The organism is Sulfurovum sp., from assembly GCF_015493435.1.
Lineage (GTDB): Bacteria > Campylobacterota > Campylobacteria > Campylobacterales > Sulfurovaceae > Sulfurovum.
The window spans coordinates 202,065-224,660 of record NZ_WGDD01000029.1 but is presented as its reverse complement, the minus strand read 5'-3'; the positions used below and the strand labels follow the sequence as shown (position 1 = coordinate 224,660).

The window sequence follows — 22,596 nt, the reverse complement described above, 5'->3', positions numbered from 1 at the left end:
ATTCTATGTATGTCCAAATGTTCATACTGGGGAAATACGATAAAAACCTCTTTGAACTGGTTGTTTCATCACCGTACAGTAAAATATATAAATTGAAAAAGTAAATGTTGACTGCTTCCCAGCAAAGAAAAAAACGCCTGTTCGATGTAGTGGCTGCAACGACAGGTATATGCCTGACAGGATGGCTGATGCTGCTTGCCTGGGTCGTAGCGTCAGCAGAAACAAAAAGCAATGGACTTTTCATGCAGACGCGCATTGGTAAAGACGGCAGGCGGTTCAATGTTTTCAAGATCAAAACCATGAACGCGGTACAAGGCGTACGGACAACCGTTACAACGAGCAGAGACCGGAGGATCACACGAAGCGGTGCGTTCTTCAGGCGTACCAAGATCGATGAACTTCCCCAGCTTTTTAATGTACTGTCGGGAGAGATGAGCTTTGTGGGACCCCGGCCGGATGTTCCTGGGTTTGCAGACGAACTTGAGGGGGAAGACAGGATGATTTTACAATTGCGTCCGGGGATAACCGGACCGGCATCGTTGAAATACAAGGATGAGGAAAAGATCCTGTCAATGCAGGATGATCCGGAAGCCTATAACCGGGAAGTGATCTGGCCGGACAAAGTGGCCATCAATAAAGCCTATATGCAGACATGGTCTTTGAAGAAAGATATAGGCTATATTATACAAACAGTTTTAGGATAATATGATGAAAAAAATATTTCTTTCTCCTCCGCATATGAGCGGTAAAGAAGAAGCCTATATTTCCGAAGTATTCAAGAGTAATTACCTTGCGCCGCTTGGAGCATTTGTAGATCGTTTTGAAGAGAGTATCTGCACCTTTACCGGCAGCCGATATGCCGTGGCGACCAATACGGCTACTGCGGCGCTGCATTTGGCGCTGCGTGTGCTTGGTGTAGAGAAAGGTGATTATGTACTTGCTTCAAGTTTTACGTTTATCGGTTCTGTCAGTGCTGTTTTGTACCAACATGCTATACCGGTATTTGTAGACAGTGATGAAAGCTGGAACCTTTCTCCCGAACTTCTCAAGTCTGCTATCAGGAAAAGTCCGAAAAAACCCAAAGCCCTCATTGTAACCCACCTGTACGGACAGATGAGCCGGATTGAAGAAATTGCATCGATCTGTCATGAAGAAGGAATTTTCCTGATAGAAGATGCTGCAGAGTCTCTTGGTGCAAGTTATCGGGGAAAAGAGAGCGGTACGTTTGGAGATATGGGTGTATTTTCCTTTAACGGGAACAAGATATTGACAACTTCCGGAGGAGGCATGCTTGTAAGTAACAATGCCGCATGGATAGAGCGAGCCAGATTTTTCGCTACCCAGGCAAAAGAAGATGCTCCCTATTATGAACATGAAACCTATGGGTACAACTACCGTATGTCCAATGTCCTGGCGGCGATCGGTGTGGCGCAGATGGAAGTACTTGGGGCACGGGTCGGCAGACGCAGAGAGATATTTGCCCGGTATACCGCAGCCTTGGAGAAATATGAGGAAGTCACTTTTATGCCGGAGATAGCGGGGAGCAGGGGAAACAGATGGTTAACGACATTGACGCTGGAATACACGGATCCGTATACCGTCATGACGGCACTTTCCGCTGAAAAGATTGAAAGCCGTCCGCTTTGGAAGCCCATGCATCTTCAGCCCCTGTTTAAAAATGCGCTGGTGGCAGCAAACGGTACTTCGGAAAAGCTTTTCAGCAAAGGACTTTGCCTTCCGAGCGGGTCGAGTATGACAGACAGGGATGTCGACAGGGTGTGCAGTGTCATCGAAAAGGTTTTGCTGTGACAGCATTATTCCGTCCCACAGTTTCCAAGCGGATACTTTTTTTTCTGCTTGTCGATATCGTACTTTCCCTGCTCTCTTTCTATATGGCCTATCTTCTGCGTTTCAATTTTCATATTCCCGAACGCTACTTTGTCCATTTTTGGTCAGTGTGGGCTCTGCTGGTTTTTTTTAAAATTGGCGCGATGTTCTTTTTTAAAAGCTATTTTATTATTTGGCGTTTTTTCGGTTTTGGGGATGCTGCCAACATTGTGAAAGCACATATTGCAGCCTATGGGTTATTTGTAGTGATCTATCTGCTGTTCTCCCCTGTTTTTCAGCCGTTTCCACGATCGGTCATTCTGATAGATTTTTTTCTTTCTATCCTATTCATCGGCTTGCTGCGGGCGAGTAAACGGTTCTGGAATGAAAGTTTCAGGGAACATGCTGTAAAACCGACATTGCTTGTCGGAGCAAACAGTAAAACCGGAACGATCATACAGAGTGCCCTGAAAGATGAGATCGACTATTATCCTGTTGCGATCGCTGCCCTGGAAAATGACGGGAATATTCGGGATGCCTATATCCATAATGTCAGGATATATGACATAGAGCGTATAGCAGAGGTTGTCAAGGAAAAGCAGATTGTTTCTGCGATTTTGACAGAGACTGTCAAGCAGGCAGAACTGCGTGCTCTTGTTGACCGGTTGAATGCTTTGGAGATCAAAGAGATCAAGCAGGTCAAACTGCTGGGTTCCGAACATGAAAAGCTTGAAGACCTTTCGATCGAGGACTTGCTTGCAAGACATCCGAAAGACCTTGATCTGGATGTCATTGAACATTTTATTCAAGACAAAACCGTATTGATCACCGGGGCAGGGGGAAGTATCGGTTCGGAGATCGTACGGCAGTGTTTCCTGTTCGGTGCCGCTTCGCTTGTGCTGGTGGACAATGGCGAGTACAATCTGTACCGTATTGGAGAGGAAGTTCCCTCAGCAGACCTGAGACTGATCGATGTGACGGATGAAAAAACGATGGATAGCCTTATGGCATCTGTTAAACCCGAGATCGTTATTCATGCGGCAGCATACAAACATGTACCGATCTGTGAGCATAATCCGAAACCGGCGGTGTGGAACAATGTAAAAGGAACGAAGTGTGTCATTGATGCCAGCATAGCACATGCAGTTGAAAAACTGGTGATCATCTCTACGGACAAGGCAGTGCGCCCCACCAGTGTCATGGGTGCGACCAAACGTGTTACAGAACTGTATGCGCAGAATGTAGAAAGCAGACAGACCGAGATCGTGGCAGTGCGGTTCGGCAATGTACTTGGTTCAAGCGGTTCTGTCATTCCCAAATTTAAGAAGCAGATCGAAAACGGCGGTCCGGTCACCGTGACACATCCCGACATGACCCGGTATTTCATGCTTATTCCTGAAGCGTGCCAGCTTGTACTCCAGACTGCAGCCATGGCGAAAGGCGGTGAGCTTTTCATCCTTGATATGGGAGAACCTGTCAAGATCATCGATCTTGCGAAACAGATGATACGCCTTTACGGGAAAGAGGAAATGATCGATATTGTCTTTAGCGGGCTGCGTCCGGGTGAAAAACTCTATGAGGAATTGCTTTTGGACGAAAGCGAGCAGAAAACACAATACAGCTCTGTTTTCATTGCCAGACCTACACGGTATGATATTGGACAGTTGACGGATGATATTGAAGCACTGTTGATGGCAGAAAACAAGGTAGAAGCATTACGAAAAATCGTACCTGAATTTACAAGAGAAGATTGGCTATAATCTTGAAGGGACCTATTTTTAGAAGAGCCCTTTATCGCTAAACAAAAGGAAGAAGTATGTTACAAAAAATGACAGCAGGATTTTTGATACTGGCTGCATCGGCACTGTTCGGTATGAGTTTGAACCAATTAAACACAGCAAGCAAAGCTGAATTGATGCAGATTAACGGTATTGGGGAGAAAAAAGCAGATGCAATTATTAAAGAAAGAAGAAAAGGAAAGTTCAAATCGTTTGAGGATTTTCAGAGGGTAGAGGGGATTGGTATGCAGACCGCGGCCAATGTGAAAAATGATGTAAAGTCAGCAGCAGATGTGAAAAAAGTCACTCAAAAGACAAAAGCTTCCAAAAAACATAAAGTGTCCAAAAAGGATAAAAAAGCTGAGAAAAAGAAAATGCATAAGCATGAGGACAAAAGTAAAATGAAAAAGTCCAATGCCAAAGCATCTAAAATCAAAAAAAAGACAAAAAAACAAACAAAATCCAAAAAGAAACATTAAATAGTACAGAAGTACCGCGCTTCAGTACTTCTGTATCTCTTTATTATCATTGTTTTCCCTCTGCTTGGGTACAGCAATAGACAAGTAAGAGCCTCCTTAACCACATTTTTGCTACAATCACGTAATTTATTTGAAGGTATTATTATGACAGTGACACGTTTCGCACCATCTCCTACCGGCTATTTGCATATCGGCGGGCTCCGGACCGCACTTTTTTCATGGCTGACAGCCAGGCACAATGACGGAAAATTCCTGCTTCGTATCGAAGATACGGATATGGCACGAAATTCGGAGGAAGCAAAAGATGCGATCCTCAAAGCATTTGAATGGGTGGGGATGAGTCATGACGGTGAAGTGGTGTATCAGTCAAAGAGGTTTGATCTGTATCAAAAATATATTGACAGGCTTCTCGATGAAGGAAAAGCCTATAAATGCTATATGACCAAAGAAGAACTTGATGTCCTCAGAGAAGCACAGATGGCTAAAAAAGAACGTCCCCGATATGACGGACGTTATCGTGATTTTACAGGAACACCCCCTGTCGGAGTAGCTCCGGTTATCCGTATCAAAGCACCGCAGGAGGGGATGATCTCTTTTTCGGACGGGGTCAAAGGCGAGATCAATATTGCCGCGGATGAAGTGGATGATTTTATTATCGCCAGAGCGGACGGATCGCCTACCTATAACTTTGTAGTGGCTATTGATGATGCTTTAATGGGGCTGACTGATGTGATACGCGGAGATGACCACCTTTACAATACGCCCAAACAAATCGTGGTTTATGATGCGCTGGGGTTCAAAATACCAAAATTCTACCATGTTGCAATGATCAATAACGAACAGGGAAAAAAACTTTCCAAACGTGACGGAGCAACTGATGTCATGGAATACAAAGCACAGGGCTTTCTGCCTGAAGCACTTTTGAACTTTCTGGTACGTCTCGGCTGGAGTCACGGAGATCAGGAGATATTTTCGATTGAAGAGATGATTGCACTGTTTGATCCTCGTGATATCAATAAGTCCTCTTCCAATTTCAATATGGACAAGCTGCTCTGGCTGAATGCCCATTATATCAAGAACAAATCCAACAGTGAACTAGCAGAATTGCTGAAAGAGTTCGATGTAGATATTTCGGGCCATGATAAACTTGAAATGCTGCTGGATGCGACCAAAGAGAGAGGAAAAACACTGCTTGAACTGGCAGAGCAGATCAAACTAATACTTAATGCACCGGAAAGCTATGATGACAAAGCGGTAAAAAAAGCATTTAAGGGTGCAGCAAAAGAGATACTGACTGATTTTATTGCTGTGCTGCAGACTTGGGAAAAACCTTTACATCTGCCCTCGGACTACCATGAAGCCATGGAAAAATTCGTGGCAGACAAAGAGATCGGTTTTGGAAAAATAGGGATGCCGCTGCGGGTCAGTCTGCTTGGAAGTATGACGGGTTCAGGTATGGATGAGATTATGGCGATTCTTGGTGTAGATGAGACGATTTTACGCATAGAGAGAGCAGTTTCTACCATTGCGTAGGGTGCAGAACATGCACCCTATAGGCAAACCCGCATCAAGCAAAGTTTTGCCAAAAGACCCCGCATAAAGCAGAATATTTACGCACCCAGGAATTTTTTCAATGCGTGTTTCGCTCTCCAATCCATCTTATAATAAATATGATCCAGATACCAGGTCAGCTGCTTGGCCGAAATACCTCTTTGCGCTGCTTCTTTTTTTAAAATATATTGCGGGATCCGTACTTTTGTGCGGCTAAACTCCCTTGCCAGTTTTTGTATCTGTTTCCCGTGTCTGTTATAGCAGAGCCGGGCAAAGACAAAAGGCAGGCCGGTTTTTTCGTACCAGGCTTCTGCCAGATCGATGCCCTTCCCCCCGTCCAGATAATATTTGAGAGCGGCATCTCCTATGAGTACTTTTCCGTGCAGGTCCAGTACTTTTGCCAGGCGGTTCGAGGTGGCGGATGCAGGATCGCTTTCTTCGGAGCCGGGTAACAGCAGAACGCTGTAGACTTTTTGGTAGGCAATGATCCCCAGGTCGGTACAGGTATATTTTTGGGATTCGACCGACGAAATAAAGGCGGCATTGACTTCTCTTCGTTTCAGTGATCTGTTGATCTGTGAAGGAACGGCACGTTTATAGCGGAAAGACATCTTTTCCGAAGAGCTTTTGAGGTAGCGTTTGAGATAGACCTGAAAAGGAAGGAGGTTGAGGTAAGAGATAGAGCCAAACTGCATGTGTATATCTCCTCCATGGTAGATTTAAGCGTAATTATACCAAACAAGAATTATAATCGGCTCAGATTGAATAAACCCGGAATGTGCGGAAGATTGATGATCTCCAATACCGCATTCGGATAAAGGCTTTTTGATGATAAAAGTAGAATTTTTAGGTCCCATCGGAAAAGCAGCGGTAGAAATGGAAGCTGCCACACTGGCAGATGTCGCTGCAAAACTGAAAGAGGATGAAATGCTTGTTCCCTGGCTTGAAAAATGTGCGGTGGCATTGAATGATACTATGGTAAAAGATTTGGATACCGTATTGAATGACGGTGACCGTATCTCCATTCTTCCTCCTGTATGCGGCGGCTGATCAATGGAGCTTTATAACGGGCCGCTTGATGTCAAAGAGATCTTTGGCAGATGGCTGGATGAAGAGGCTGAGTCCAACTACGGTGCATACATCCCTTTTGTAGGAACCATACGTGCCGAAGAAGAGATAGAAGCACTCAGTTTTGATATCTATGAACCGGTACTGCAAAAATGGTTCGATGAGTGGCAGGAGAGAGCGAAAGCACGAGGAGCGGTGGTCAGAATGGCACATGCTATCGGTGATGTACCTGTGCATACTTCTTCGTATGTCTCTGCTGTATTCTCTCCCAAACGCCGTGTTGCACTGGAGTTGATCGATGAATTCGTAGAAGATTTCAAAGCCAATGCTCCAATTTGGAAATATGACGTGAAGAACGGTGAACGTATTTATGCGGAAGACCGGAGCACGCCGATGGACGGCAGTGGATTACTGGCGTAAAGCATTAAAAGGAATGTTGTAATATGATGCATTTTGACGAATCGATGGCACTCATAGAGAGCTTAGAAATAGGGCAGTATAAGACAAAAAAACTTTATATCACGGATGCCGTAGGGCATGTTCTGGCAGAAGATATCATTGCGGACCACAACTCTCCGGAGTTCCCTACTTCAGCGATGGATGGTTATGCGATAAGAGGAGAAGACCAAAAGATCGGACGGCTGAAGATTGCGAGTATCAATCCTGCCGGCTCTGCACTGAGCGATAAAGTAAGGGGGGGCATCTGTATCAAAACGTTTACCGGTTCGCTAATGCCGGAAGGTGCAGATACGCTCATCCCCATTGAAAATGTGACCGTTGAAGGAAATGACATCCTGATCAATGAAGCGGTACCGCACGGATTTTCGGTAAGGGAAGTCGGTGAAAACTATGCCAAAGGGCAGAAACTTATTGAAGCAGGCACAAAAATTGATTTTTCCCATATCGGGGTCCTGGCAAGTTTAAATATTGTACATGTCTCAGTCTATCTGAAACCGACAGTTGCTATTCTCTCGACAGGTTCGGAACTGCTTGATCTGGGTGAAATGCAGACCAATGATGCACAGATCCGTTCTTCCAACAATTATGTTGTTGAAGCAATTGTCCGGAAATACGACGGTATCCCCATGCAGCTGGGGTGTATCAAAGATGATAAAAAGAGTATTACTACGGCCATCTCAGAAGCCCTTGAAAAGAGTGATGTTGTTGTAACGACCGGTGGCGTGAGTGTCGGAGATTTTGATTTTGTAAAAGATGTGATCCGTGAACTGGGCTGTGAAGTTATTTTTAAAGGGGTACGTGTCAAACCGGGACAGCACATTATGGTCGCGCGTAAAGGCGACAGGTTCATTGTCGGTTTGCCGGGTTTTGCCTATTCAGCAACAGTCATGGCGCTGGTTTATGTGGTGCCGCTTCTTGAAAAGCTGCAGCAGGGCAAAAGTACCATGCATACCGTGAAAGCCAAACTGACAGAACCGTTTGTCAAACGTGCCAAAAAAGAAGAATTCACTGCCTGTAATATTTCTCTGGTAGACGGCAAATACTATGTTGACTTCAAAGGCAAGAAGCTCGGTACCTCCGCTATTTTGACCAACATGCTCGGAAATACAGCACTCCTTGTCACTTCGGAAGACGAAACTTCCAAAGAGGCGGGAGATGAGGTGACTGTACTCCTCTTTGGGTGATACAGGATATTTCTACCGGTCTTCTATATCAGCTTTGCCCTGATCCTTAAAAAGAGTGCAAGTTCTGCCGCGGTTCTGCATCCTGAGTTGATCGCTTCGTTCAAGAGGTTTCTGTTTCTTTTGAAATCCATTTTTTAACTCCTTTTTATTTGTCCGGGTTTAAATCGGCGTGGTAACTGTCAAATTGTATATAAAAGTAGAATATTAGATAAAAAGTATGTCAAATTGTCATACTTTTATAAAAAATAGTCTATAATATGAAATATTTGAATAGCAAAAGGAGTTGTGAAAATGATGAACTTTAATGACATTATAGAAAAACTGAAAGATGTGGTTTCTGAAACAAAGATCGGGGGAAAGGTATTTGACAAGGATGTAGCACAGGCGCTTAATATTCCGCAGGCAACATTCGCCACGATGAAAAAACGCAATTCTATTCCCTATGCGGAGATATTGGAATTTTGCGCGTTGAAGAAAATATCAGTCAACTGGCTCTTTTTTGATCAGGCAATCGATATGCTCAAGGCAGAAACAGACAAGTTTTTTCAGGTGCGGTACTTTTCTGATATACGTGCAAGTGCCGGCGGCGGAGCTGAAGTTTTTGATGAAAATTATGAAACGATCACCATCGATGAGAAAGTCATGCACAATATGGTAGGAATGGGAAACACTGAACTTGAAGCAATTCATGTAGATGGTGAATCTATGGAGCCTACCCTGCACGACGGTTCTATTGTTTTTGTAGACAGAAATCAGACCAATATCAATAAAGACGGTATCTTCATTGCTGCGACCACGGCAGGACTTTTTATTAAACGTATCCGCCAGAGAGCGGATGGTATGATTGAGCTTATTTCGGACAATAAGACTTATTCCCCCGAGGTACTTGCTCCGGATGAAGTGAGTATTGTCGGCAAAGTGGTAGGCAATATCGAGTCTCTGTAGGGTGCGTAACCATACGTCTTTAAAATGTGTGGGCCGGTGAAGCCTCTGGGCAAGAGAGTGTGACTGTATGTAACATGCTCCTGTGCGGTGCTGTGGGACACAGTACCCTATGCATTGTTTGCGCAGGCTACACACCTGACGCTTTCGGGACGTACAGACATTCGTCCTGTACCGATCTCTTCTTCGCATTCTATGCAAATACCGAACATCGGTTTGTCTATGCGCAGGAGGGCATTTTTGAGTCTGGTAAGCCGGACATTTGATTCATCGAGTATTTTGTGGTTGACGTGCTGTTCTCCCATCGCTTCAAGACGTGTCAACCTGCCCAGTGAGCAGTCTGGAGCGATGGGCTTGACCTTCTCTTCGAGTATTTTGATCTGTTCTTTGAGTGTAAGGATATCTTCTTCTATCTTTTTTCGCAGGGTTTCTTTTTCTGTTTGTGTCATTTGTGTTTCTTTATGGTATAGTTGGCTGTGATTATAGCAAAAAGGTAGCATGGAGTAGAAATGAAAAATATTTTACTGTGGTGTATGGTGACGATCGGGCTTTTGGCAGAACAGACATATACCAATGCACTTGTCCATGAATCTTCCCCCTATCTCCGGCAGCATGCACACAATCCTGTCAACTGGTACCCCTGGGGTCCAAAAGCGTTTGAAAAAGCGAAAAAAGAGCATAAATTTATTTTTCTTTCCATTGGCTACAGCACCTGTCACTGGTGTCATGTTATGGAAGAAGAAAGTTTTACCGATAAAAAGATAGCAAAACTCCTGAATGCGTCGTTTGTTTCCATTAAAGTGGACAGGGAGCAGTATCCTCAGATCGACAAAAAATACCAGTATCTTTATCTGGCCTTTTACAAAAAGCGCGGAGGCTGGCCGCTGAGTGTCTTTATGACACCGCAGGGAAAGGTTTTTTATCTGGGAACCTACATTCCGAAAGAGGAAGGGTACGGTTCCAAAGGTTTACTGCAAATGCTTCCCCGTTTTGCGGCACTTAGAGAGCATCCGGAAGCGTTAAGGAAGTGGACAGCACTTTATGCCGAGGCACTGAAGCAGAGACAAGGCAGAAAAAAACTGACAGCGAAGATTGGCAAAACCTTGCAGAAAAAAGTGCTTTCCGAGCTTGAAGAGTCATTTGACAAAGAAAATGGCGGATTTGCGCTGCACCCCAAATTTCCGGAAGCATCAAAAATTGAACTTCTGTTAACGCTTTGGCGGCTTGGCGGAGAGCCGGAAGCATACAGGATGGCAGAAACTACTTTGAACAAAATGGCAAACGGTGGTATTTATGACCAGATAGGAGGAGGTTTTTTCCGCTATACGACCGATGCCCTCTGGCAAAGCCCGCATTTTGAAAAAATGCTCTATACCAATGCAGAGCTTATTCCTTTGTATGTGGAAATGTATGAACGGACCGGGAATTTGCTTTACAGGAGAATTGTGTCGGAAACCATTGCACAGTTCAACGCACATTATATGCAGCACAGGCTCTATTTTTCAGCGAGTGATGCGGACAGCAATGCAGAAGAGGGCGGCTACTTCATTTATGGTCATGACGAAGTAAAAAAGATGCTTGTGAAGTCCGGTATGGATGCCAAAAAGGTTGAGGCGGCACTTGGCTACCTTGGTATCGAAGAGGACGGGAACATAGACGGTGAACTCTCTCAGCCGCATATTGTCGGAGAGAAAGTACCCAAACTGCTTGGCAAGGTAAAGCAGTATTTGAAAAAATTACGCAAAATGCGCACATTCCCGTTTGTCGATACAAAGATTATCACAGCCTGGAATGCCATGATGGTCAAAGCACTTTTTACGGCATCACGCATCGATCCTTCCTACCTGAAAGATGCGCAAAGAAGCATGGCTGTACTATGGCAGACGATGAGAAAGAAGAACGTGCTGTACCACCAGGTTCTCTACGGCAGAAAACCTGAGCAAAAAGCTCTTTTGGAAGACTATGCTTTTTTATGTGATGCGCTGCTGGAAGGCTATGAACGTACCTATGACGGGCAGTACCTGAAGCGTGCTGAAGGGATAGCAAATGAAGCCTTGGGAAAATTTTACAGAAACGGTATCTGGTATATGAGCGATGATGCCATCGGTACAGTGGCGGATTTTGATGACCGTTACTATACGTCTGCCCTGAGTGTGATGCTTGAAAGTCTGTTGAAGCTTGCTGCCTTAAGCGAAGAGATGCATTATCTCCAAGTGGTAAACCAAACAGTCAGAGAAGAGGGCAGTATTTTACAGCAATACCCTGCAAAAGCGCCTAAACTGACTAGGCTCTATCTGCGTCTCCAAAAAGGAGATGTCATTATCCATGCAGACAAGAAGCTGTTACTCAACGTACAGAAGCAGATCGATGGTATGCAATATCCGTTTGTTTTAAGCAAACCTGAACAGAGCAAGGTATATCTTGCCTGCAGGATCAACAGTTGTTTTGCCCATGATAAAAACATTACCCGGCTCATAAAAAAGATAGAAAAGGCGGTACGATAGCATGCTGACGATGAACGATGATTTAAAAGGGGCACTGCAGAGATATCTGGTGTTGATGGATGAGGCGGCATATTTTGAGGCGCATGAGGTGCTTGAAGAAGCCTGGCACCCTCTGCGCCTGAAAAAAGATCCGCTGGCCAATCTTGTCAAAGGGCTGATCAATGCGGCTGTCGGTTTTGAGCATATCCGGCGACAGAGGAATGACTATGCACAGAAGGCCAGAAAGGTAATGGCTTCCTTTGACCGGCATCATCTGCTTTGCAAAGAGGGGATCGAACACTATATCCTTTTTGCCGCGGCGTGTCAAAAAGCTGAAACACTGAAACAAAAACATGCAGGGGTCTTTGATGTTCTGGTACCATGAACTGACCAAACATTCCTACCTCTCGATACGGCAAAACCCAAACCTCCTCTCCTGGGAGGATCAGCCTGGGGTCTATAAACAGTATGACCGTTCTTTTGAGCGGTTTCCTCTTGATATGCAGGAAGAGGAAGATCGGTTTCTTTTTCATATTGCAGGACTTACGGCAAAAAAGAGCTATGCCGGAGGTGAATACTATTTGCGTATCAACCCCAGTGCAGGAGCACTTTACCCCAACGAACTCTATATGCAGATACGGGGAGTGAAGGGTAAAAAAGACGGTATATATCATTTCAGTGTTGCGGAGAGTGCATTGGTACTTCTGTATCCGATCAGTAAAGAAGAAGGCATAGAACCCTACCTGGGATATACCCGGGCGATGAAGGGGTACCTTTTTTTGGTTTCAGCCATTTACTGGCGTTCGAGCTGGAAATACAAACAGCGGGCCTTCCGCTACTGCCTGCTGGATGCCGGGCATGTGTTGGGGTGCATTGAAGCCAGTGCCCTCCTCAAACCGCATGCGACACAGATGTACTATGTGCTTGAGCGGGAAACACTGAACCGGATGTTCGGTTTCGGGAACAGAGAATGGTTTCTTTCAGGTGCCGCTGTTGCCGTCCCGATGAAGGAACAAAGTGTGCAGGCAGTCTCTTTTTCTCTGCCTTATGCAGAGGGAAGCGGCAGTTTTGAACAGAGCAGTGTGATCGAAGAGGCGTATGAAGAGACCCATTTACTGCAGGGCTGCCGTCGGATGGTCCGGGCACCCAGGTTTGCTTACCGTACTGACAAGTTGCGCGAAACGATCTTCCATCGCAGGTCACAAAGAGATTTTGATGCAGAAGCGATGACAAAAGGACAGTTCGGTTATATTATGGAAATGCTCTCCCAGCCGATATTAAGTGACTGCGACGAAGATATTTCTGTCTATGTGGTGATCAATCGGGTACTTGATATGCCTTTGGGCCTCTACCGGGACGGCAGCTATCTGAAGTATGGTGATTTTTCACAGAAGGCAGGCTACCTGTGTCTCGAGCAGTATGGACTGGCTGCCCAGGGAGCATTGACCTTCTTTTTGACTTCAAACGGAAAGAATTATCAGGCGCTGTACCAAAAAGCGGGCCTGATCGGGCACAGGCTCTATATTGCTGCGCTTTATCTGGGACTGGGATGCAGCGGTATCGGTGCCTATTATGATGACGAGGTCAATACGTTTCTTGAAAATGACGAAATGGTGCTATATGCGCTTGCCGTAGGAAGGTAGCAATGCTGTGCATACAGGATTATTTTCTGCTGTATAGACGCAATATCAGATACCCCGCGGCAGCAGAGAAAAAAGATCCCAGCAGGATGGCGAGTTTGTCGGCATAATGATAAATCTGTGTATCATCATAGGCAAGCGAATCAATAAAAAGGCTCATGGTAAAACCGATACCTGTCAATACGCTGACCCCATAGAGCATGGCCCAACTGCTCTCTTTAGGAAGAGAGGCGATCCCTGCTTTTATGGCTGCCCAGGAGAAGAGAAAAACCCCGGCCTGTTTCCCGATAAAAAGCCCGAGCATGATTCCAAGAGGTACAGGCTCGGCCATATCGGCCAGAGAAATACCTTGAAGATCGACCCCGGCATTGACAAAGGCGAAAAGCGGCAGGATCATAAAGGCAACCCAGTTATGCAGGTCATGTTCCATCTCTTTTGCCATGGAAAAATGTTTTCCCCGAATATCGGTAGAGGAAAGGGGGATCATAAAGGCAAGCGCAACCCCTGCGAGTGTAGCATGAACCCCTGATTTCAGTACAGATACCCATAAAATGATACCTACAATAATATAAGCTGATTTGATAGCCACATTCAAACGGTTCATGACAAAAAGTACCGCAAGCGAGAGGGCAGCAATACTGATGGAAAGTAAAGAAAGTTCCGAAGTGTAGAAGAGGGCTATAATGACAATGGCGCCAAGATCGTCAATAATGGCCAAAGCCATTAAAAAGATTTTCAGTGAAACCGGGACCCGGTTTCCAAGGAGAGATAAAATACCCAGTGCAAAGGCAATATCTGTCGCAGTGGGGATAGCCCATCCGTTCATGGCAAAGGATTCGCCTCTATTGAAAAGAATGAAGATGAGTGCCGGGACGGCCATTCCTCCCACCGCAGCAATACCGGGAAGCGTGATTTGCTGTACAGAAGAGAGATGGCCTTCCATGACTTCACTTTTGACCTCCAGTCCTATGAGAAAGAAAAAAACAGCCATCAGTCCGTCATTGACCCACAAAAGAAGCGGTTTTGCTATATGCAGGTCACCAAAACGTATTTCGACCGGTGTATGCAGAAAACTGGTATAGAATCCGCTGAGAAAACTGTTCTGCAGAAAGAGTGCCAAAACGGTGACTGCTATAAGAAGTATCCCGGCAGAGGATTCCTGCTTCATAAATTTCTGTATGGCATTCATTTGCTGTACCCCTTTTCTGAGAAGATGATTCAGATACTACCATGAATAGGCTAAGAAACGGTTATCGCAGGCCATAGCCCAGCTGTTTCAGTACACTGCGCAGTTTTTCCTGAAGCTCCCCCTGGAATTCAAGGCTGTTGTCTTTGACTGTTCCTCCTGTTCCCAGCTTTGACTTGAGTTGTTTCAGCAACTGTTTTATGGCGCCTGTTTCCAGGTAAAAGGGTTTGACGATCGTTACGGTTTTTCCCCTGCGTTTCTCCTTGGCAAAGCAGAGTCGGTGTTTTTCGGGTATTTTGATTTCGGAGGGCTCTTCTGCCTCTTTTTTCTTTTTATTATCCGCCTGCCAGCCCTCATCAAAATCCGTATTGATTTCAAAAAGATTCTTTTTCTCTTTTGCCATGTTAAATTCCCGGTGCTTTCCACATGGAATGCGTCAAGCCTCTGTCGACCAGTTCAAGCTGGGCAGCATAGACCGCCTCCCATGTGTGGGCGATCTCTCTGTAGCGTCTGTGTGCGTTCCTGTCAGGGGTATAGCTGCGATCCCATTTGACCAGATGCTCTGCCGCCCGGGGAATACTTTCATAAAGTCCTATGCCTACCCCTGCGGCCATAGCCGCACCCAGTGCGCTTGCTTCGGTTACCCGGGGTATTCTGATACGGCATCCGGTAACATCCGCAAGTATCTGGCACCAGAGTTCTCCTTTGCTTGCCCCGCCGGCAAAAACGATTTCGTCAAAATCCAATCCTGTAAAGGCTTTGATTTTCTCCAGGTTAAGCGCAGAGACAATGCAGGCATTCTCTTCGAGGCTTCTGAACATGGAAGCTTTGTTGCAAATGCGGGGGTCGATGGAGAGATTAATGAAAGAAGGTGCCGCATGATACCATTTGCCGTACTTCATGCTGTCCGAGAAGATCGGCATGATACCGTATGAACCGACCGGTACAGCTTTAGCTTTTTCTTCAAGAATCCCATAGGTATCCCTGCCGCTTTTCTTGGCTTCCTGTTTTTCCAGCTCACAAAATGCATCCCTGAACCAGCGCATGATCAGTCCGCTGAAAAAAGTGATCCCCTCCGCCTGCGATAGGCCCGGAACAACGTGGGGGTTGACGCGGATATCCCTCTCTTCGGGGGGACAGGTATCGCTTTTGATATTTACGACCTGCTGCCAGAAGGAACCGCCGAGGATGGCGACCTGTCCCTCTCTGACCACACCCAGCCCGGCTGAACCCAGCTGCACATCCCCTCCGCCCATCACTACTTTTGTATCGGCAGAAAGTCCGGTTTCTCTTGCGGCATCTTCCGTAACCGTACCTATGACCGTACCGGGTTCGAGTACCGGCGGGAAGATAGTGTCTTTCAGCCCGGTCTTTTGGGCCATTTGCGGTACCCACGTTCTCTTTTTGAGAGAAAAGATACCGGTGGTCCCCCCGTTACTTGGGTCTGTGGCTATAAGGCCGGAAAGTTTTGACAGTATCCAGTCTCCTATCATCGATACGGAAGCGGTTTTTTCATAAAGGTCGGGACGGTGGTTCTTCAGCCACAGTATCCTGGGCAGTGCCCCCAGTGCAAAGGTTTGTCCGGACTGGGCATAGAATGTCTCTTCGATGTCAGGAAACTGTTCTTTGAGATAGTGTACTTCTTCGGCAGCCCGGGCATCGACATTGGCCACACCCCAGATGGCTTCTCCTGTTTCATCATAGAGAATGATTCCTTCCCGCATACTGGTGGCACTCACCGCAGCGATGTCACTGCCCTGAAGCTGTGCCTGACAAAGCGCATCTTTTATGCAGACAGCGGCCAGTGTCCAGTTATGTTTCGTATCGAAAGTCATGCTGTGGGGGATGCCTTCCTCTTCTATGTGGGTCCACTCCTGCTGCGAAGCGGAGATTTGCCTGCCGTTGCTGTCAAAGATAACGGCTCTGATACTTCCCGTTCCCGCATCGATCGCCATGAGATACTGCATCTGTCTGCTTCCTTTGCTGTTTATGCCTTGGGGCATTTTTTTATAGTAGGCCTATGCCAAAACCGGGGCGTGGCTATGACGCATCCTATGCTTTGATCTTTGCCTGCTCCAGTTCCCAGTATTCCATTTCGAAACTGTCCTTTTCGCTGATGCTTCGGTAGCCTCCGAGCTGGTCTGCCCTGAGTACGGCTTGCATAGTGTGTGTAACGATATCTCTGAGAATATGTGTCTCTTTCTCATTCTTCCCGAACAGTACCACACCGTATTCTTTAACGACAGCATAGTTGGGTGCAGGGTTCAGCATGGTCTCGTTTTCGGCATAATGATTGAAGTAGGCCATGTAGGCAGCGAGATACTCTGTAATGGCCCCTGCCATATCCCGGTCTTTGATGACAAGCGGTATTCTTTTGGTCCGGATGATATGCTCCGGTGTCAAAACACCCCTGGTTGCAAATGCTTTCAAGTGTGTCTGAGAAGCGTACTTCAGGGCAAGAGGGCTCTGGTCTATTGCCATGACTACTTTCTGTCCTTTGGCTTTTTCTATCAGCGCTTTGAGCGTGTCGGTGTCAAGATGTGCTTTCGGCTCAGAAATATTGAGAGAAAGTGTGGTTCTGCTGTCCAAAAAAGTTTCGGCAGCAGTGACCGCCTCTATCATCTTTTCGTAGGATCGCCGGGCATCATCATCGAAAGTGAAGATACCGTGGTGATGCAGAATGATCCCTCTGCATTTTTGCCAGTCGAAATCTTTCGTCATTTTATGAATGGTATGTGCCAGGATGAACCCGGGCATGACATAGGGAATGATGAGAAAATCCGGGAAAAGCTCTGCTATGAGGGCTTCGCCTTCTTTGGAGTTGGAGAGAGTCACAATGGCATCGGCATGGGTATGGTCCACAAATTTGAACGGGATCAGCGCATGCAGTATTGCTTCGACCGAAGGATTGGGTGCTTCAGGGTTGGTCATGGCAGCTTTTTGTCCCAAGACCATGTCGGTATCGCTCAGCGATTCAAGTTTTGCCATCTCCAGCAGTGCAGAGAGTCTGACCGGTGCAAAGCCTTCTTCTTTGATAGAGACAAGATCCCATCCGCTTCCTTTGACATAGAGAATATCTTCTCCGTTCTCTCTGATCTTGACAGAAGTATTGCCTCCTCCATGCAGTACCAGTGCATCATCTTCTCCCAGCAGGTTGGAAGTGTACACCCTCAGGGCCAGGTCATTTTTGCAGACAGATGCTTGTGTATCGTCCCATAGATTTTTCACAAGTTATCCTAAAACGATGAGCTCATCGGTATATTTGTCTGCACAGTAGGGCGCATAACTTGATTTGTAAACCGCATAGTGTGCAGAAGCTTTGTGCCCGTCGAGCGACGCTTCATCCCTCCAGGTTTCTACCGCCATGAATTTGCGGGGATGGTTCTCATACTGGAAGATTTCGTAGAAAATGCATCCTTCCTCCGCTTTGCTGGGTACCACCATGGCAGAAAGAAGTTCTTTCATCTTCTCCTCGCTTCCCTCTTTGGCGATGAATGTCACGCGTTTGGTAATAGTCATAGGTTTCTCCTCTTTATAATAAAGTAGAGCATAACAAAATCTTGATTAGGGTTTCTTTTAGCCGTAGTTGGTATCAAAAAGAATACCGAGTATGACACCGAGAAAAAGCAGAGCAACCATTATTCTGTAGAGTATCTCTTCGCTTGGGAGTTTCATTTTCAATACTCTATAGCGTAAATAATTTCAGTTTTGTTTTTCTTTGTCTGTATTTCTTGCACAGAGAGACCGTCTATGGGAAGCTTCATAAAGCCATCGAGACTTTCAATGCCTGCCTTGGCGATTTCACGCAGAACAATACCCCGGTAGGCTTTTGCCCAGTGGCTGACCACTTTACCGTTTTTGACGAATTTGAGTGCAGTATAGGGTTTGGCAGGTTTATAGAATTTGTCATAAAAGCCTGCACGCAGGTCGAGGATCTCTTCTGATTTCAGATATTCCTCCATCAGCGGGGCACCATGTTCATGATAGAATTTTTCTACTTTTATCTCTCCGACAGGTGCTCCCTGTTTGAGGCGGTACTCGGGGATGAGGTCATCGGCTCTGAGAAAGCCGAAGAGATTGGAATTAAGGATCACATGGCTGTCAATATAGGTCTGTGCTTTTATATCGAGGGTATTGTAGTCCAGATGGTCAAAGGCAACACCGGTATAGCGCTCCACGGCCTTCATGGCAGGTTCATGGATGATGTCTCTAATATGGGAACGGATATCTGTCTCTTTTTTCAGACCGAACATGTTGGAAAGTACCTGAATATCTCCTTTTTGAAGAATATTCATATAGCTATGCAGCAGTTTGGTCCGATAAGGCAGAAGTTCAGGAAAAAGCAGGTTGTCAAGCCGAAAAGCTGCTTCCCCTCCGCATCTTTTTGTTTCGCTGGGTGCCAGTAGTATTTTCATGACAGATAGGTTCCTTGGTCATTATTTTGTGACTGTATTCTATTGAAATTACTTAAAAAAAGAGAAATTAAGTGTTTTTTTTCAAAAAAGCTTGACTTTTAAAATTTTTTTGTCTATAATTCCCGTCCATTTTGATTGGAATAACTTTTCAGAATGTGATGGTGCTGGTGTAGCTCAGCTGGTAGAGCAGCTGATTTGTAATCAGCAGGTCGGGGGTTCGAGTCCCTTTACCAGCTCCATTTAAAACAATAATTATCAGTGTTTGTACCAGTAATACGACAAATGAAATATTACGTGGTGAGTTACTCAAGTGGCCAACGAGGGCAGACTGTAAATCTGCTGACTATGTCTTCGAAGGTTCGAATCCTTCACTCACCACCATATGTTAAGTCACATAAAGACGCGGGAATAGCTCAGTTGGCTAGAGCGTCAGCCTTCCAAGCTGAGGGTCGCGAGTTCGAGTCTCGTTTCCCGCTCCAAATAACTGGGAGCTGTGTGAATTATGTACTTCACATACTATTATTAACTTCAGCAGATCGGTTCAGGCAACTTGCTTGTTTATCCTTATGCTACTAATAATCTCAGACAAAATTGATTTAATATTAAACGTTATTAACTATAGAGTTGCCCATATGGCTCAGGGGTAGAGCACTTCCTTGGTAAGGAAGAGGTCGTGAGTTCAAGTCTCACTATGGGCTCCACGTTCCATAAGAAATATGGACAAAAGTGTTACAGTGGTGTAATAGTTTTGTCCATATCGGTATGGGGTCATAAGAAATTTTAGGTATAATATTGCCTTTAAAACATTTTACGCTAGGAGAAAAGCATGGCTAAAGAAAAATTCGAACGAACAAAACCGCATGTTAACATCGGTACTATCGGTCACGTTGACCACGGTAAAACTACATTGACAGCTGCAATTACAGCGGTACTCGCTGTAGCAGGTGATACTGAGCTTATGGATTACGATGCAATCGATAACGCACCAGAAGAGAGAGAAAGAGGAATTACAATTGCTACTTCTCACGTAGAGTATGAAACGGCAAACAGACACTATGCTCACGTAGACTGTCCAGGTCACGCTGACTACGTTAAAAACATGATTACAGGTGCTGCTCAAATGGACGGTGCGATTCTTGTTATTGCTGCAACTGACGGTCCAATGGCTCAAACCAGAGAGCACATCCTTCTCTCCAAGCAGGTAGGTGTACCATACATCGTTGTATTCCTGAACAAAGAAGATCAGCTTGATGATGAAGACAAAGAAGAGATGCTTGAGCTTGTAGAGATGGAAGTACGTGAACTTCTTTCTGAATATGACTTCCCGGGTGACGATACGCCAATCGTAGCCGGTTCTGCATTCCAGGCACTTGAAGAAGCAAAAACCGGTACACTCGGTGAGTGGTCAGAAAAAATTACAAACCTTATGGCTGAAGTTGATACATATATCCCAGAGCCAAAAAGAGAAACTGACAAAGATTTCCTAATGGCGATCGAAGATATCTTTACTATTCAGGGTCGTGGTACGGTTGTAACCGGTAAAGTTGACAGAGGTCAGGTATGTGTCGGTGACGAAGTTGAAATCGTTGGTCTTAAAGATACACAGAAAACAACTGTTACAGGTGTTGAAATGTTCCGTAAGGAAATGGATTGCGGTATTGCAGGTGATAACTGTGGTGTTCTTATCCGTGGTATTGCCAAAGAAGATGTACAAAGAGGTATGGTTCTTTGTAAACCGGGTTCAATCACTCCTCATACTCAGTTCGAAGCCGAAGTCTATGTACTGACTAAAGAGGAAGGTGGTAGACACACTCCATTCTTTGACAACTACAGACCTCAGTTCTATGTACGTACAACTGACGTAACAGGTTCTGTGAAGCTGCAGGAAGGTACTGAAATGGTTATGCCAGGGGACAATGTCAAGATCAATGTTGAACTGATTGCTCCGGTTGCACTTGACGAAGGTACAAGATTCGCTATCCGTGAGGGTGGTAGAACTGTTGGTGCCGGTGTTGTTTCTAAGATTATTGCTTAAGAAAACACTTGCAGGAAGACTTCTTCCTGCAAACTTATCATAGGAGATAATAATGAGAGAAACAGTTCACCTTGGTTGTGAGAAGTGTACAAGACGTAACTATCACACAACAAAGAATAAAAAAACGACAACGGAAAAGCTTGCACTTAAAAAATACTGCAAGTGGTGCAAAGAGCACACAGTACACAAAGAGATGAAACTGTAATCAGTTTTATTCTGCTAAAACCGTCATTTGGACTTCTGGTCCGAATGGCAACCTAAATAGTATTTAGGCCAATAGCTCAGTTGGTAGAGCACTGGTCTCCAAAACCAGGTGCCGGGGGTTCGAGTCCCTCTTGGCCTGCCATAACAAAGGTAACACAAAATGGGAAAAATTTCAACATTTATTGCAAACGCGAAAGCGGAGCTCCATAAAGTAATATTTCCAACTAAAGTACAAGTTAGACAAGCATTTTTGGCAGTACTCCTCGTAGTGACTGTAATATCAATATTTTTAGCATTGGTTGACCTTTTGATGTCATCAATCATTTCATCAGTTTTATAAGGTAAATAGAAAATGGCTTTTCAATGGTATGCAATTCAAACATATTCAGGTAGCGAACTCTCTGTAAAAAGAGCAATTGAGCAGCTTGTGGTCGATTATGGTATCGAAGATAAAGTTGAACGTATCGTGGTTCCTACAGAAGAAGTTATTGAAGTTAAGAACGGCGAAAAAAAGATAACGGAAAGAACGCTGTACCCAGGGTATGCTTTCGCACATATAGACCTGGATACTGACCTTTGGCACAAGATACAGTCTCTGCCAAGAGTATCTAGATTTATCGGTGAACAAAAGACACCTACAGCTCTGACTGAAGCGGATATCAAAGTGATTCTGGACAAGATGGAACAGAAGAGTGCACCGAGACCGAAAGTTGATTTTGAAACAGGTGAAATGGTTCGTATCGTAGACGGTCCGTTCGCAAACTTTACCGGTATGGTAGAAGAATACGATCTCGACCATGGCAAATTAAAGTTGAATGTTTCGATCTTCGGCAGGAATACACCGGTTGAGATCCTCTACACCCAGGTAGAAAAAATTATATAACCCTTAGCGGTTAAATCATACAAAGGAAGAACAGATGGCAAAAAAAATAACTGAGAAGTTTAAAATGATGATCCCTGCGGGATCAGCTAACCCGTCACCACCGGTAGGTCCGGCGCTTGGACAGCGTGGTGTCAATATTATGGAGTTTTGTAAAGCTTTCAATGAGAAGACGAAAGATAAAATGGGATTCAAAATACCTGTTATTGTAACAGTATATGCAGATAGAAGTTTTACATTTGAAACAAAACAGCCTCCTGCAAGCGACCTTATCCTTAAGGCTGCGGGTATCAAGAAAGGTACAGACAATCCGATTTTGAACAAAGTAGGATCCATCAGCAAAGCAAAACTTGATGAAGTCATTGACCAGAAGATCGCCGACCTTAACACAAACGACAGGGAAGCTGCGGCAAAGATCATTGCAGGTTCTTGCAGAAGTATGGGAATCGAAATCGTAGACTAAAG

General features: G+C 45.2%; 25 protein-coding genes and 5 tRNA genes. 22 read left to right on the top strand and 8 right to left on the bottom strand.

Annotated features, from left to right (window positions below; genetic code table 11):
* The first annotated feature begins 104 nt into the window (after positions 1 to 104).
* The 5 genes from F8L24_RS05775 (at position 105) to gltX (ending at position 5,617) form a co-directional block, all read left to right on the top strand.
* Entirely contained in the window at positions 105 to 704 is a 600-nt protein-coding gene (locus F8L24_RS05775; RefSeq protein WP_294952994.1) for a sugar transferase, read from the top strand.
* A gap of 4 nt (positions 705 to 708) precedes the next feature.
* On the top strand, positions 709 to 1,809 hold the full coding sequence (locus F8L24_RS05770; RefSeq protein WP_294952990.1) for an aminotransferase class V-fold PLP-dependent enzyme: 1,101 nt from the start codon (positions 709 to 711) through the stop codon (positions 1,807 to 1,809).
* Positions 1,806 to 3,587, top strand: coding sequence for a nucleoside-diphosphate sugar epimerase/dehydratase (locus tag F8L24_RS05765; RefSeq protein WP_294952987.1), 1,782 nt, complete (start codon positions 1,806 to 1,808; stop codon positions 3,585 to 3,587). Before F8L24_RS05770 ends, F8L24_RS05765 begins: the two co-directional genes overlap by 4 nt.
* A 56-nt stretch (positions 3,588 to 3,643) precedes the next feature.
* On the top strand, positions 3,644 to 4,084 hold the full coding sequence (locus F8L24_RS05760; protein ID WP_294952984.1) for a helix-hairpin-helix domain-containing protein: 441 nt from the start codon (positions 3,644 to 3,646) through the stop codon (positions 4,082 to 4,084).
* Positions 4,085 to 4,228: 144 nt separating this feature from the next.
* Positions 4,229 to 5,617 carry a glutamate--tRNA ligase gene (gene gltX, locus F8L24_RS05755; protein WP_294952981.1) on the top strand — a complete coding sequence of 463 codons (1,389 nt, stop codon included), beginning with the start codon at positions 4,229 to 4,231 and terminating at the stop codon, positions 5,615 to 5,617.
* A 77-nt stretch (positions 5,618 to 5,694) separates the two neighbouring features.
* Here gltX and F8L24_RS05750 read toward each other — a convergent pair whose 3' ends face one another.
* Positions 5,695 to 6,330 (bottom strand): MqnA/MqnD/SBP family protein, encoded by a 636-nt coding sequence (locus F8L24_RS05750; protein ID WP_294952978.1) that lies wholly within the window; start codon positions 6,328 to 6,330, stop codon positions 5,695 to 5,697.
* A 133-nt stretch (positions 6,331 to 6,463) separates the two neighbouring features.
* Between F8L24_RS05750 and F8L24_RS05745 the strand changes: the two genes are divergently transcribed.
* The 4 genes from F8L24_RS05745 to F8L24_RS05730 all read left to right on the top strand — a co-directional run bounded on the left by F8L24_RS05745 (position 6,464) and on the right by F8L24_RS05730 (position 9,291).
* Positions 6,464 to 6,685 carry a MoaD/ThiS family protein gene (locus tag F8L24_RS05745; protein ID WP_294952976.1) on the top strand — a complete coding sequence of 74 codons (222 nt, stop codon included), beginning with the start codon at positions 6,464 to 6,466 and terminating at the stop codon, positions 6,683 to 6,685.
* Positions 6,686 to 6,688: 3 nt separating this feature from the next.
* Positions 6,689 to 7,123, top strand: coding sequence for a molybdenum cofactor biosynthesis protein MoaE (locus F8L24_RS05740; RefSeq protein WP_294952973.1), 435 nt, complete (start codon positions 6,689 to 6,691; stop codon positions 7,121 to 7,123).
* A 23-nt stretch (positions 7,124 to 7,146) separates the two neighbouring features.
* Positions 7,147 to 8,346: a molybdopterin molybdotransferase MoeA gene (locus F8L24_RS05735; protein WP_294952970.1), complete on the top strand. Its 1,200-nt coding sequence runs from the start codon at positions 7,147 to 7,149 to the stop codon at positions 8,344 to 8,346.
* 291 nt (positions 8,347 to 8,637) lie between these two features.
* The gene (locus tag F8L24_RS05730; protein ID WP_294952968.1) at positions 8,638 to 9,291 is read left to right on the top strand and encodes a LexA family transcriptional regulator; all 654 of its coding nucleotides are present in this window, start codon (positions 8,638 to 8,640) and stop codon (positions 9,289 to 9,291) included.
* Between the two features lie 107 nt (positions 9,292 to 9,398).
* Here F8L24_RS05730 and F8L24_RS05725 read toward each other — a convergent pair whose 3' ends face one another.
* On the bottom strand, positions 9,399 to 9,737 hold the full coding sequence (locus F8L24_RS05725) for a TraR/DksA C4-type zinc finger protein (RefSeq protein ID WP_294952965.1): 339 nt from the start codon (positions 9,735 to 9,737) through the stop codon (positions 9,399 to 9,401).
* Positions 9,738 to 9,797: 60 nt separating this feature from the next.
* Between F8L24_RS05725 and F8L24_RS05720 the strand changes: the two genes are divergently transcribed.
* From F8L24_RS05720 to F8L24_RS05710, 3 genes are read left to right on the top strand one after another with little or no spacing between them, the layout of a single operon-like run.
* Positions 9,798 to 11,792 (top strand): thioredoxin domain-containing protein, encoded by a 1,995-nt coding sequence (locus F8L24_RS05720; protein ID WP_294952962.1) that lies wholly within the window; start codon positions 9,798 to 9,800, stop codon positions 11,790 to 11,792.
* Position 11,793: 1 nt separating this feature from the next.
* A complete protein-coding gene (locus F8L24_RS05715) occupies positions 11,794 to 12,156 on the top strand; it encodes a DUF309 domain-containing protein (protein ID WP_294952959.1) in 363 nt (120 codons plus the stop codon).
* Positions 12,140 to 13,414, top strand: a complete 1,275-nt coding sequence (locus tag F8L24_RS05710; protein ID WP_294952956.1) for a nitroreductase family protein — start codon at positions 12,140 to 12,142, stop codon at positions 13,412 to 13,414. Before F8L24_RS05715 ends, F8L24_RS05710 begins: the two co-directional genes overlap by 17 nt.
* A 19-nt stretch (positions 13,415 to 13,433) precedes the next feature.
* Here the strand turns inward: F8L24_RS05710 and nhaA are convergent, their stop codons facing one another.
* The 6 genes from nhaA to F8L24_RS05680 all read right to left on the bottom strand — a co-directional run bounded on the left by nhaA (position 13,434) and on the right by F8L24_RS05680 (position 19,012).
* Positions 13,434 to 14,600, bottom strand: coding sequence for a Na+/H+ antiporter NhaA (gene nhaA, locus F8L24_RS05705; RefSeq protein WP_294952953.1), 1,167 nt, complete (start codon positions 14,598 to 14,600; stop codon positions 13,434 to 13,436).
* Positions 14,601 to 14,661: 61 nt separating this feature from the next.
* Complete coding sequence (locus F8L24_RS05700) at positions 14,662 to 15,000, bottom strand: translation initiation factor (RefSeq protein WP_294952950.1); 339 nt, start codon at positions 14,998 to 15,000, stop codon at positions 14,662 to 14,664.
* Position 15,001: 1 nt separating this feature from the next.
* Complete coding sequence (gene lsrK, locus F8L24_RS05695; RefSeq protein ID WP_294952948.1) at positions 15,002 to 16,564, bottom strand: autoinducer-2 kinase; 1,563 nt, start codon at positions 16,562 to 16,564, stop codon at positions 15,002 to 15,004.
* An 85-nt stretch (positions 16,565 to 16,649) separates the two neighbouring features.
* Positions 16,650 to 17,825 (bottom strand): class II aldolase/adducin family protein, encoded by a 1,176-nt coding sequence (locus tag F8L24_RS05690; protein ID WP_294952945.1) that lies wholly within the window; start codon positions 17,823 to 17,825, stop codon positions 16,650 to 16,652.
* A gap of 3 nt (positions 17,826 to 17,828) precedes the next feature.
* Complete coding sequence (locus tag F8L24_RS05685) at positions 17,829 to 18,116, bottom strand: putative quinol monooxygenase (protein WP_294952942.1); 288 nt, start codon at positions 18,114 to 18,116, stop codon at positions 17,829 to 17,831.
* A gap of 158 nt (positions 18,117 to 18,274) precedes the next feature.
* A complete protein-coding gene (locus tag F8L24_RS05680; RefSeq protein ID WP_294952939.1) occupies positions 18,275 to 19,012 on the bottom strand; it encodes a YaaA family protein in 738 nt (245 codons plus the stop codon).
* A 163-nt stretch (positions 19,013 to 19,175) separates the two neighbouring features.
* Between F8L24_RS05680 and F8L24_RS05675 the strand changes: the two genes are divergently transcribed.
* From F8L24_RS05675 to rplK, 10 genes are all read left to right on the top strand, one after another.
* Positions 19,176 to 19,251 (top strand) — tRNA-Thr (locus F8L24_RS05675).
* A gap of 57 nt (positions 19,252 to 19,308) precedes the next feature.
* A tRNA-Tyr gene (locus F8L24_RS05670) sits at positions 19,309 to 19,393 on the top strand.
* A 21-nt stretch (positions 19,394 to 19,414) separates the two neighbouring features.
* A tRNA-Gly gene (locus F8L24_RS05665) sits at positions 19,415 to 19,491 on the top strand.
* A gap of 147 nt (positions 19,492 to 19,638) precedes the next feature.
* A tRNA-Thr gene (locus F8L24_RS05660) sits at positions 19,639 to 19,713 on the top strand.
* Positions 19,714 to 19,838: 125 nt separating this feature from the next.
* Positions 19,839 to 21,047 (top strand): elongation factor Tu, encoded by a 1,209-nt coding sequence (gene tuf / locus F8L24_RS05655; protein WP_294952936.1) that lies wholly within the window; start codon positions 19,839 to 19,841, stop codon positions 21,045 to 21,047.
* A gap of 52 nt (positions 21,048 to 21,099) precedes the next feature.
* Positions 21,100 to 21,252: a 50S ribosomal protein L33 gene (rpmG, locus tag F8L24_RS05650; protein WP_011979817.1), complete on the top strand. Its 153-nt coding sequence runs from the start codon at positions 21,100 to 21,102 to the stop codon at positions 21,250 to 21,252.
* A gap of 65 nt (positions 21,253 to 21,317) precedes the next feature.
* Positions 21,318 to 21,393 (top strand) — tRNA-Trp (locus F8L24_RS05645).
* 18 nt (positions 21,394 to 21,411) lie between these two features.
* Positions 21,412 to 21,591, top strand: a complete 180-nt coding sequence (gene secE / locus F8L24_RS05640) for a preprotein translocase subunit SecE (RefSeq protein ID WP_011979818.1) — start codon at positions 21,412 to 21,414, stop codon at positions 21,589 to 21,591.
* 12 nt (positions 21,592 to 21,603) lie between these two features.
* Positions 21,604 to 22,134, top strand: a complete 531-nt coding sequence (nusG, locus tag F8L24_RS05635) for a transcription termination/antitermination protein NusG (protein WP_294952931.1) — start codon at positions 21,604 to 21,606, stop codon at positions 22,132 to 22,134.
* 34 nt (positions 22,135 to 22,168) lie between these two features.
* Entirely contained in the window at positions 22,169 to 22,594 is a 426-nt protein-coding gene (rplK, locus tag F8L24_RS05630; protein ID WP_294952929.1) for a 50S ribosomal protein L11, read from the top strand.
* Positions 22,595 to 22,596: the final 2 nt, after the last annotated feature.

Bases quoted from the DNA above. Each gene is read 5' to 3' on its own strand.
- F8L24_RS05680 (WP_294952939.1), bottom strand. From the start codon at position 19,012: ATGAAAATACTACTGGCACCCAGCGAAACAAAAAGATGCGGAGGGGAA.
- secE (WP_011979818.1), top strand. From the start codon at position 21,412: ATGGGAAAAATTTCAACATTTATTGCAAACGCGAAAGCGGAGCTCCAT.
- rpmG (WP_011979817.1), top strand. From the start codon at position 21,100: ATGAGAGAAACAGTTCACCTTGGTTGTGAGAAGTGTACAAGACGTAAC.
- F8L24_RS05720 (WP_294952962.1), top strand. From the start codon at position 9,798: ATGAAAAATATTTTACTGTGGTGTATGGTGACGATCGGGCTTTTGGCA.
- rplK (WP_294952929.1), top strand. From the start codon at position 22,169: ATGGCAAAAAAAATAACTGAGAAGTTTAAAATGATGATCCCTGCGGGA.
- tuf (WP_294952936.1), top strand. From the start codon at position 19,839: ATGGCTAAAGAAAAATTCGAACGAACAAAACCGCATGTTAACATCGGT.
- F8L24_RS05760 (WP_294952984.1), top strand. From the start codon at position 3,644: ATGTTACAAAAAATGACAGCAGGATTTTTGATACTGGCTGCATCGGCA.
- F8L24_RS05770 (WP_294952990.1), top strand. From the start codon at position 709: ATGAAAAAAATATTTCTTTCTCCTCCGCATATGAGCGGTAAAGAAGAA.
- F8L24_RS05710 (WP_294952956.1), top strand. From the start codon at position 12,140: ATGTTCTGGTACCATGAACTGACCAAACATTCCTACCTCTCGATACGG.
- nusG (WP_294952931.1), top strand. From the start codon at position 21,604: ATGGCTTTTCAATGGTATGCAATTCAAACATATTCAGGTAGCGAACTC.
- lsrK (WP_294952948.1), bottom strand. From the start codon at position 16,564: ATGCAGTATCTCATGGCGATCGATGCGGGAACGGGAAGTATCAGAGCC.
- F8L24_RS05730 (WP_294952968.1), top strand. From the start codon at position 8,638: ATGATGAACTTTAATGACATTATAGAAAAACTGAAAGATGTGGTTTCT.
- F8L24_RS05775 (WP_294952994.1), top strand. From the start codon at position 105: ATGTTGACTGCTTCCCAGCAAAGAAAAAAACGCCTGTTCGATGTAGTG.
- F8L24_RS05745 (WP_294952976.1), top strand. From the start codon at position 6,464: ATGATAAAAGTAGAATTTTTAGGTCCCATCGGAAAAGCAGCGGTAGAA.
- F8L24_RS05725 (WP_294952965.1), bottom strand. From the start codon at position 9,737: ATGACACAAACAGAAAAAGAAACCCTGCGAAAAAAGATAGAAGAAGAT.
- F8L24_RS05715 (WP_294952959.1), top strand. From the start codon at position 11,794: ATGCTGACGATGAACGATGATTTAAAAGGGGCACTGCAGAGATATCTG.
- F8L24_RS05750 (WP_294952978.1), bottom strand. From the start codon at position 6,330: ATGCAGTTTGGCTCTATCTCTTACCTCAACCTCCTTCCTTTTCAGGTC.
- nhaA (WP_294952953.1), bottom strand. From the start codon at position 14,600: ATGAATGCCATACAGAAATTTATGAAGCAGGAATCCTCTGCCGGGATA.
- gltX (WP_294952981.1), top strand. From the start codon at position 4,229: ATGACAGTGACACGTTTCGCACCATCTCCTACCGGCTATTTGCATATC.
- F8L24_RS05700 (WP_294952950.1), bottom strand. From the start codon at position 15,000: ATGGCAAAAGAGAAAAAGAATCTTTTTGAAATCAATACGGATTTTGAT.
- F8L24_RS05685 (WP_294952942.1), bottom strand. From the start codon at position 18,116: ATGACTATTACCAAACGCGTGACATTCATCGCCAAAGAGGGAAGCGAG.
- F8L24_RS05740 (WP_294952973.1), top strand. From the start codon at position 6,689: ATGGAGCTTTATAACGGGCCGCTTGATGTCAAAGAGATCTTTGGCAGA.
- F8L24_RS05735 (WP_294952970.1), top strand. From the start codon at position 7,147: ATGATGCATTTTGACGAATCGATGGCACTCATAGAGAGCTTAGAAATA.